This is a genomic window from Cytophagia bacterium CHB2, from assembly GCA_030263535.1.
Classification (GTDB): domain Bacteria; phylum Zhuqueibacterota; class Zhuqueibacteria; order Zhuqueibacterales; family Zhuqueibacteraceae; genus Coneutiohabitans.
The window spans coordinates 1-9,135 of sequence record SZPB01000265.1; the positions used below are offsets into that span (position 1 = coordinate 1).

A 9,135-nucleotide genomic window follows, 5' to 3' on the forward strand; every position below is an offset into this window, starting at 1 on the left:
GGAGATTTTGAGGGAATTGCGGCGCGCAAAGACACGGTTTTCTTGGTGACCAGCGAGGGCGTCGTTCATCGCTTTCGTGAAGCCCAGAACGAGCAGCACGTCGATTACCAACGATTCGCCACGAAGTTGAGTGTTGCGAATGATGTTGAGGGGCTGGCTTATGATTCCGACACCGAGAGCTTGCTGCTCGTCTGCAAAGCAGACCCCGGCAAAGGATTGGGGCAAACGAAAGCGATATATGCCTTCTCGCTTAAAACGCGCACATTAGAAAGCAAACCCCGCTTTCTGCTTTCATTGCAGGAGATTTTATCACAAACCGGACGGAAGGAATTCAATCCTTCTGCCATCGAACGCCATCCCGGCACCGGCCATTTTTTTGTTCTGGCCTCCAACGGACTTGCCATTGCCGAGATTGACAGCGAAGGCAAATTATTGGCCGTTTCAACATTGCCCAAATCCGTTCACGATCAGCCTGAAGGCTTGGCGATTGCCGAGGACGGCACGTTAATCATCGCGAACGAAGGCGCCAAAAAATCTGGCACCCTGGTGATTTACCCGCCCCAAAGCAATTAGTCCATTAAAAATGAAATCTTTGCTTTAAAAGCAAAAACATTTCACGCAAAGATGCGGCTCGACTGAGCTCGCCGAAGTTAGAGCCGCAATGGTTCTGCAAAGAAAAAATTTGCGGGTTCTTTGCGTGAGGCTTTTCTCTACGAATAAAACAAAACTAAAAATTCGCGAAAATCCGATTCACGGTTTTAGCAGCAATTTGCCGGAAGATTGCCGGCTCTCCAGCAGCGTATGCGCTTGCCCTGCCTCCGCGAGTCCAAACACACGATGAATGCGCAGCGTCAACTCGCCGTTTGCCGTCCAATTCAGCACGTCGCCGGCGCGCTGCAGTAATTCCTCGCGAGTTGCCATGTAATGCATCAGCGTCGCACGCGTGAGAAAAAGTGACCCCTTCGCGCTGAGCATGAGCGGGTCAATGGGCGGGACGGCGCCGCTCGATTGCCCAAACAGCACGAGATAACCGCGCGGCCGCAAGCACGCCAGGCTTTTTTCATAAGTCGTTTTGCCCACCGAATCATAAACCACGTCAACGCCTTTGCCCTCCGTCAAGCGTTTTACTTCGCCGGCAAAATCCTGTCGCGTATAGAAAATGATTTCCTCCGCGCCGGCCGCGCGCGCAAGTTGGGCTTTTTCTTCGGTGGAAACGGTGCCCAGTACTCGTGCGCCCCGACGTTTCGCCATTTGGATCAGCAACAATCCCACGCCGCCGGCAGCGGCATGCACCAGGCACGTTTCTCCCGCCTTGAGCGCATACGTTGCGTGCGTCAAGTAATGCGCCGTCATGCCCTGCAACATCACAGCGGCGGCAGCCTCGAATGAAATTTTCTCCGGCAGGACAACCAGCCGCGCGGCGGGAACAAGCACATATTCGGCATAGCTGCCGGGCGTCATCGCAAAGGCTACGCGTTGTCCGGCGCGAACCTCCGTCACCTGGCTGCCAATACTCTCCACCACGCCGGCAGCTTCACTGCCGGGGGTGAACGGCAACGCCACTTGGTAGAATCCGATGCGATGATAAACATCTATAAAATTCACCCCGCTCACCGCCACCTTCACGAGCGCTTCGTTGGCCGCCGGTTTTGGAACCGGAATATCTTCATAGACGAGTGCTTCGACTCCGCCATGTTGGTGAATGCGAATCGCTTTCATAACTTTCCTTCAAACTTAAGCACGAGATAAACTCGCTTCATTCTTGCGATCGTAAACCTGCACCGCCCAGATGAATGTATTCGCTTGGTATTTTTTTTCAAACCCTTGTTCCGCGATCCATTTCTCGATTTGAGCCGGTGAATGATAGTAAGGGTGAAATGACTGCCGAAGCAACTTCAGGAATGACGCTGTCAGCCGGAAGATCATGCGCACGAACCGGCTTTGCCGCGGAAAACTGACGGCGTAGAGTCTGCGCGTTTTGGCAGTCGAGTGCACAATCAGCGTCCGGGCATCCGTGTAACAGCACACCACTTTGTCGAGAATCGCGATATCCGCCGCCGGCAGGTGTTCATGCAGCGCAACAAAATCGCCTTGTTGATAATGCGTGCGATGCTGCACGTTCATTTCGGCTGCCAGTTGTTTGGCGGTGGCGATCATTTTGCTGGAGATGTCGATGCCGGTGGCTTTGGTTGCGCCGCGTTTGAGCAGCGTGAGATGCAGCGCGCCCACGCCGCAGCCGATTTCAAGAATCTCGTCCTGCGCCAAACGGTTTTGCTGAATGCCCTCCACCAGCAATTTTTGTTCGGCACGCAGCCCTCGCTTCTTGAAACGTTTGATCATGCTGCCGGCCTGCGTATTGAAGAACTTGTTGGTGCCTTCCACCGTGCAACAGTTCATAGGCTGAAACGCAAATATTTAATGGTTCTCCCCTCGGTTAGATAGCGACGTTCATAGGTCGTCTGAATCGCGGTTGACTCGCCGTCGTCGGGGACTTGATACAAGTCGGGCAAGGCTTCGTGAATGACGCCTCCTTCGGCCTGCACGGCTTTCAAAGAGAACTTAAACAAATCGAGATCATCTGTTTTGAGATGAATCATGCCGCCCGGCGGCAAAATGCGGCGATATTCGTTTAAGAAGCGCGGCGCGGTCAAGCGTTTCTTCGCCTTCGCGTTTTCGGGATAAGGCTCCGGAAACGTAATCCAAATTTCCTGCACTTCCTGCTCCGCAAAAAACAATGCAATCTGCTCAATTTGCCCTTTTAAAAATGCGGCGTTTGGAAGATTCTCGAGTAACGCAGTTTTTGCGCCGGTCCACAGCCTGGCTCCTTTGGCGTCAACACCAATGAAATTTTTCTCAGGATATTTTCGGGCAAGGGCAAGCGTGTATTCACCCTTGCCGCAGGCCAGCTCCAGCGTGAGAGCATGATCATTTTGAAAGAACAGCTCGCGCCAGCGGCCCTTCATCGCAAACGGATCATAAAAAACATTTGGAAATGTTGCCAACTCGGCAAAACGCTTCAACTTCTTGCGCGGCATATATTGTTTACGGCGTGTAGGCTCATGCAGTCTTTGTCTAATTCGGACGCGGCAAACTTACCCGAAACTCTTTTCAATGTCAAGCTGGAATATCGCAACCGCCGCGGCTTCGGGAGGTAGATCAAATGATCTAATTCAATTGCATGTGATTTCATTTCTTGCTTTTCCTTTTGTCCTTCCTTATTTTGTGCGGTAATTCGCTGCATTTTTGTCGCACGGTTGCGACTGTGAACACGGCAACTTTGCGAAAAAATGCTTTTTTTATCTCCCAACGTTTTATGGAGGACTCTATGAAGGCAGGATTGAATGTTACGAAGTTGATAGCTCTGGCATTATTCGTTTGGGCGACGGGCACGCAGGCCCAAATCACGGTGACTTCCACTGATGTACTAGGATTGATCGGCAAAACGCATGAAGTCGAATCGGATACAACGTTTGGCGTCTCGGTCAACGTCGGTTCTGCGGGCGCCAATCAAACGTGGGATTTTCGCAGCGTGACGATACAAGCCGAGCGTTACACGAATCAATTCGTGAACCGGCAAGGCACGCCGTTCGCCGCGCAATTTCCGCAAGCCAATTTTGTGCAAAAGACCACCTTCCCGGCCGAACCGGGCAGCGAGTTTTATCTTTACTTGCAAGTCACAAGCGCAAGCGCGCAAACGGTGGGTTCGGGAGTTATCACGCCGGACACCTCATTTGCCAACTCTGAAGAAGCCGGTGACGTTACGCCGCTTCCTTTGCAATTTGGCGCAACCTGGAATGTAGCGGAGTCCGATACGTTCGGTGATCCGCAAACATTTGCCATCATAACCACCTCCAACACCAGCAACACCGTCGACGGCTGGGGGCAGGTGCGTTTGCCCATTGGCGATTTTGATTGCTTGCGCATTCGCGGCAATAGCGAGACAATTACCAAGACGATCTTTTCCGGCACTGTTTTTCTTGCCGACACGACAACCACCATTGATTATATCTGGATTTCGAAGAACAACTTCTATGTCGCAATGGCCGTGAGCCAGGACGGCGAAACGAATCCCAATTTCACCGAGGCCGCAAGCTTCAGCCGTTTGGCTTCGACCACCACTTCGGTGGCGTCTCATTCCGGGCGTGAGGCAATACCGGACGCCTTTGAGTTATCACAGAATTTTCCGAATCCCTTCAACCCTGAAACGAAAATTGCATTTCAGTTGCGCCAGGCCGGGGTGGCTGAGTTATCGGTTTTCAACGTGACCGGAGAGAAAATGCGGACACTCCTATCAGCGCCTATGCCGGCAGGTGAGCATACGGTAAGTTGGGATGGCAGGGATGCCAGCGGCAGAAATCTCGCCAGCGGTATTTATGTTTACCGTTTGAAAGTCGGCAATCACGAAAGCGCCAAAACCATGCTTCTTTTGAAGTGAGCTGATGAACGAATCTTGATACGGCGGAATTCATACTGGCGCAGCGTCGCTTGACTGATTGCAGGCGAGCGCGTTGCGCCAGTTTCAATGGCAGGGATTTGATGTTAGCAATCGGGGAGAGAATGTCACCGCTTCAGGTTGTGGCTATTTTCTTAAGAGCTTTCGAACGGTGTGAAAGCACGGGCTGTCAAGCCGGTAAAAATACACACCATGTCCCGCGAGGTTGCCCTGATTGTCTGTGCCGTCCCACTGGGCCAGATGCTCGCCGGCGGGTAAATATCCGGAAAGCACCAGCCGAATTTCATTGCCAAAAGCATTGTAAATTGCCAAGCGCACCGGGGAAGTCTCTTGCAAGGCAAAGCGTACAGTCGTCATAAATAGTCGCAATCTTTGCCTGCCCTTCCCTAGGCAGCGGTGATGACGTTGTTGTCAAATGTGCCGATGATGTACCTTCATAAACTCCTGGATGCAGAAGCCTTCCCTCAAACTCCGTTAATTATCCTTCTCTGCAATCACCCGAAATGGCATGTAGTATTCCATGTTGCAGATTGTCGAGGCGACATAACAACTCCGGCGAATGCGGGATTGCAGTCGCACCAATCTCAAACGCGAGGTATGCTATGTTCAATGCCGTTCCGCGGGAGCAAGCCGCGTGAGCCCGATTTTTCGGCCAATCGTGCGGCAAAGCCAAGCGAAAGCAAAAAACGCGCGCGTTTCCTCATCTCCGGCGGGAGCGAAGCTGCCGGCCAACGTCGTGCGGTATCGCGATCAAAAAATATGTTCCTATTGCCGGCATGCGATTACCGATGATCCCTATTTTCGGCGTCAAAGTTACACGACGCAAATTCTCCGCTTGCGCCTGCTGCGGGTGATGGCCGTCATCATAATTTTTTTTTCGCCGCGTTCGCGGGAGACGATGGAACGGCGGCAGCAGCAAATCGTTCTGCCCGGCTGGGTGCGCTGCCGGAATCGCAGATGCGGCCAGCTTTATCATGCCAATTGCTGGCACCATCTCGCGGCGCCGCGGCGCTGCTTTCGCTGCGGTTCGCACGAAATACAGCGCGTGGCCTGAAGCGGCGCAAGCACAAGGCAAAACTTTTTCGCATATGGCATTTCGCATCAAAACAACCGGACGCCGCCACGAGACCGCCACCGATCGGCAAGAGAGAATAAGTTGGTGGAGCCAGGAAAAACTGCGGCAAGCACGCGTGATGATCATCGGCGCCGGCGCGCTTGGCAATGAAGTCGCCAAGAACCTGGCGCTCGTCGGCGTCGGGTATATGCTGATCGTTGATTTTGACGATATCGAAGTTTCGAATTTGAGCCGTACCGCGCTTTTTCGGCAAGATGATTTGGGCAAGCGCAAAGCGCGCGTCGCCGCGCAACGCGCGCTTGAGCTTAACGTTGAGCCAGCAGCGGTGGTGGAAGCTTTTGATGGTGATGTGGTGTGGGATTTGGGCCTCGGCGTCTATCGTCGGCTCGATATCGTTTTGGGATGTTTGGATAATATCGAAGCGCGGCTGGCCGTAAATCGCGCGTGCCTGCTCACCGGCAAGCCCTATCTGGACGCCGGCATTCGCGAGCTGGCGGGCAGTATTTATCTTTTTCAACCGCCGTTTTCGTCCTGTTTCAGTTGCGCCACAACGAAGCGGGAGCGCGAGGGGGCAAACGCACGCTATGATTCCTGTTTTCAAACATTGCGGCGCGGCTATGCCCAGGGCAAGCTCGCTACCGTGCAGGTGACCTCGGCAGTGATCGCGGCGATGCAAGTCGAGCATGCGCTCAAGTGGCTGCACGGGCGCCTTCACTTAAACGGCGTCAGAATTCAATATGACGGCAGCAGCGCGACGCCCTATTTCGACGCCACCACAATCTTGCCGCGCCCGCACTGTGAATGTCAGGCGCTTCAGCCTTTACCGGCATTTCTGCGGCTGGCGGGCGGCACACGCACAACGACTCTCCGAGGCCTTTTGCGCGCGTTGCATGAGGCCGGCATCGAAGAGCCGGTCGTCAAATTTCCCAACAGCTTTGTGCCCGGCGTTGAATGCTCGCATTGCGCTGAATATACCGAAATCATGCGCCCACTGCATCGTTTGAAAAGCGACGAGTTGCAGTGCCGCCATTGCCGCCGCGCCGGCGATCGCGAGGGCCTGCAGCTCCACTATCTGAGCGACAGTTTGGATCTCGCCGAAGCCGGCATGAAGGAAACGCGCGAACAACTGCTGGATTTGACACTCAACAAGTTAGGATTTCCTCTCATGCACATTTACGGGGCGCAAGATCGGCAGGGTCAAATGCATTACGTTGAATTGGCGAACGATTTCGCCGAAACCCTACCGGGATTGGCGCAGCAAAATTGCAATTTTTCAGAGATGCTATAGGAGCTAAGGAATGGCCGAAACGATCAATCTGACGTTTATCAATGTCAGCGATGACTCGGAAATGGACGTCGAAGTGTCTTCCGACATGACCCGTGAACAGATTGTTGAAAATTTGATTCAAGTTGAATTCATCCCTCCTTTAACCGGCGAGGATGAAGAATACGGGCTGACGGTGAAAGGCAAGGGAGAACTGGGCGAGGGGCAAACCCTGTCTTCTTTAAGAGTGGAATCGGGTGATCGTATTCGCGTCGCAGTGGTGCAGCGCGGCGGCGCCCCAACCCCGCTCAAAACGCCGGCCGCCGGAGCCGAATCATGATGTCACGCCTCGTGCGCCTGCAGCAGGATTTTCTGGCGATGCAAACGTTGCGCAATGGCATCATTCGCTGGGAAGCTGCTGACCGGCGCAAACCGCCGGAACGATATGTTGTCGAATACGATTTGACCGGCTTGATCGGGCCTTCTGACTTTCACAGAGGTCACACTGTGGTCATCAAGCTCCTGGCGGAATATCCGGATAAGCCGCCGATTGCAAAATTCATTTCCCGTCCGGTTCTTTTTCATCCGCATGTGTTTAAAAATGGCAGCGTCTGCGTGGGGCGATACTCTGCCGAAGAAGGCTTGGCCGCCTTTTGCCTGCGTCTGGCTAAATATATTCAGTTCCGGCCGGAGTTGATTGACAGCAAAAGCCCCGCGAATCGTGAGGCGCTGGCCTGGTTCAAAAAAAATCGTAACCTCGTGCCGGTGGATAACACGAGATTGCCGGATGTGGGAGAAGCGGCGCCAGCGCTGGCCGTCAAATCCATTTATCGCAAGTAAGCGCGTAATCTAGAAACATAACAGGGTGCAGTCCAACTCACCGGAATCGCCGTTGATTTTTGCGGCGCTGCCTCTCCCCAATTTTGCTGATCAAGTAGCGCTCGGTTCGTAAAGGTTTGTTGCAATGTCATTGGCATTTCTTCGTTTTTTTCGCAGACGCCCTCGCTCAAATCGCCGGCGCTCATCCCGGCCGGCCGGTCAATTCATCGTCACGGAACGCCGCGTTTACCAACCTCCTTCGCGTGTGATACCGCCTGACTGGGCGCAACCCGCCAATGCTCGAAAGCACGTCATTTTTGTTCGCAACTCCCTTTTGGCGAAAGTCAAAGAACACGCGCAACGGGATTTGTCGCACGAATGCTTCGGCCTGTTGTTGGGGAATGCTTATTCGGATCCTATCCGAAAAGTGTTGTGGATTGAGGTGCAAGAAGCCGTTGCGGCCGTTGACACGAATGCAAGCATCGTTGCCGTTGAAGTCTCGACCAAAGAATTTCGACGCCTCAATGATGAAGTCGATAAAATCTGGGATAAAACGCAGGGCGAGACGCGCAAGATTGGCTGGTATCATTCTCATCCGAATTTTGGCATCTTTATGTCGGGGACGGATCAGGCGAACCAAAAACAGTTTTACAGCCAGGAATGGCAAATTGCCCTGGTGGTCGATCCGGTGCGCGAGGAGATAGGATTTTTTCGCGGCGCGGAAAGTGAGGCTTGCCAGTATATCTTAATCGATGATCTGGCGAATGAGAAGGCTGCCGTGGCGCCAACGGAAGAGCAACACCCGGTGACGGAAACTCCGGCAATAGAACCGCCGGCAGCAGAAACAGAACTTCCGCCCGCGGAAGCTCAGCCGTTAGAGCCGGAGCGGCTGGCATCCAGCGAGGAAACAGATCCGCCCCCAATGGCTATGCCCGAACAATCATTCGAATCGTTGATTCAAAGCAAAGCGAGTTTTTGGAAACGGATCCTGCAACGAGCACGGCGCTTCAAGCGCTAATGCCGCATTATTTTTGCGCACGGATTTGAGCTGCAAAATTTTTGCTCACGGCAACTCCCACCGCTTCTTCATTGATATCAAAATACAAAAAATACTCCTCCTGAAATCGTACCAACCCGGCAAGAAACAATGAAGTCGATTCCTCGGCATTTGGTGCGGACATGCTCCAATAAGGCCGCTCACTGCGCGCTAACAACGTCTCGGGACTTTGCAGCGAAAAAACCGCTTGCGCCGGCTGCGCGCGCCGGGTTGGTGAAATGCCGTTATAAAACAGTATCACCTCATTGCCGAGAATCAGCGGCGGACCGGGAACAAGCGCGGCGTTGTCGAACATCTCCGCGCGCGGTTGCATCACCGGCGCCTCTTGCGCGCGCCACTGCAGCAGATTTTCGGAATAAGCGAGGCGCAGATTTTGGCGGTCGCTGAAGTACATGACGAAGCGCCCGTTGATCCGTTGCGGCACGATCGCGCCGGCCGAGGTCCAGCCGGCTTCCGGGAAGATCAAA

Annotated in this window: 12 protein-coding genes; 7 read left to right on the forward strand and 5 right to left on the reverse strand. The window is 53.7% G+C overall.

Annotated elements, in window-relative coordinates; all coding sequences use genetic code 11:
- The coding region (locus tag FBQ85_21245) for a hypothetical protein (protein MDL1877664.1) at positions 1-573 on the forward strand (573 nt) is incomplete at its 5' end.
- A 177-nt stretch (positions 574-750) separates the two neighbouring features.
- Here FBQ85_21245 and FBQ85_21250 read toward each other — a convergent pair.
- The 3 genes from FBQ85_21250 to trmB are packed head-to-tail and all read right to left on the reverse strand — an operon-like array spanning position 751 to position 3,035.
- Complete coding sequence (locus FBQ85_21250; GenBank protein ID MDL1877665.1) at positions 751-1,719, reverse strand: quinone oxidoreductase; 969 nt, start codon at positions 1,717-1,719, stop codon at positions 751-753.
- A gap of 15 nt (positions 1,720-1,734) precedes the next feature.
- The gene (locus FBQ85_21255; GenBank protein ID MDL1877666.1) at positions 1,735-2,397 is read right to left on the reverse strand and encodes a class I SAM-dependent methyltransferase; all 663 of its coding nucleotides are present in this window, start codon (positions 2,395-2,397) and stop codon (positions 1,735-1,737) included.
- On the reverse strand, positions 2,394-3,035 hold the full coding sequence (gene trmB, locus FBQ85_21260; GenBank protein ID MDL1877667.1) for a tRNA (guanosine(46)-N7)-methyltransferase TrmB: 642 nt from the start codon (positions 3,033-3,035) through the stop codon (positions 2,394-2,396). Before trmB ends, FBQ85_21255 begins: the two co-directional genes overlap by 4 nt.
- A 242-nt stretch (positions 3,036-3,277) precedes the next feature.
- On the opposite strand from trmB, the gene FBQ85_21265 reads away from it, so the two are divergent.
- Positions 3,278-4,435, forward strand: a complete 1,158-nt coding sequence (locus FBQ85_21265) for a T9SS type A sorting domain-containing protein (protein MDL1877668.1) — start codon at positions 3,278-3,280, stop codon at positions 4,433-4,435.
- A gap of 144 nt (positions 4,436-4,579) precedes the next feature.
- Here FBQ85_21265 and FBQ85_21270 read toward each other — a convergent pair whose 3' ends face one another.
- On the reverse strand, positions 4,580-4,810 hold the full coding sequence (locus FBQ85_21270) for a hypothetical protein (protein ID MDL1877669.1): 231 nt from the start codon (positions 4,808-4,810) through the stop codon (positions 4,580-4,582).
- Between the two features lie 277 nt (positions 4,811-5,087).
- Between FBQ85_21270 and FBQ85_21275 the strand changes: the two genes are divergently transcribed.
- From FBQ85_21275 to FBQ85_21295, 5 genes are all read left to right on the forward strand, one after another.
- Positions 5,088-5,507, forward strand: a complete 420-nt coding sequence (locus tag FBQ85_21275) for a hypothetical protein (protein ID MDL1877670.1) — start codon at positions 5,088-5,090, stop codon at positions 5,505-5,507.
- A complete protein-coding gene (locus FBQ85_21280; protein ID MDL1877671.1) occupies positions 5,428-6,816 on the forward strand; it encodes a ThiF family adenylyltransferase in 1,389 nt (462 codons plus the stop codon). Before FBQ85_21275 ends, FBQ85_21280 begins: the two co-directional genes overlap by 80 nt.
- Before the next feature lie 10 nt (positions 6,817-6,826).
- A complete protein-coding gene (locus FBQ85_21285; GenBank protein MDL1877672.1) occupies positions 6,827-7,132 on the forward strand; it encodes a hypothetical protein in 306 nt (101 codons plus the stop codon).
- Positions 7,129-7,632 (forward strand): ubiquitin-conjugating enzyme E2, encoded by a 504-nt coding sequence (locus FBQ85_21290; GenBank protein MDL1877673.1) that lies wholly within the window; start codon positions 7,129-7,131, stop codon positions 7,630-7,632. The genes FBQ85_21285 and FBQ85_21290 overlap by 4 nt, the downstream gene beginning before the upstream one ends.
- 124 nt (positions 7,633-7,756) lie before the next feature.
- A complete protein-coding gene (locus FBQ85_21295; protein MDL1877674.1) occupies positions 7,757-8,629 on the forward strand; it encodes a hypothetical protein in 873 nt (290 codons plus the stop codon).
- Between the two features lie 7 nt (positions 8,630-8,636).
- Here the strand turns inward: FBQ85_21295 and FBQ85_21300 are convergent, their stop codons facing one another.
- On the reverse strand, positions 8,637-9,134 hold the full coding sequence (locus FBQ85_21300; protein ID MDL1877675.1) for a hypothetical protein: 498 nt from the start codon (positions 9,132-9,134) through the stop codon (positions 8,637-8,639).
- Between the last annotated feature and the right edge of the window lies 1 nt (position 9,135).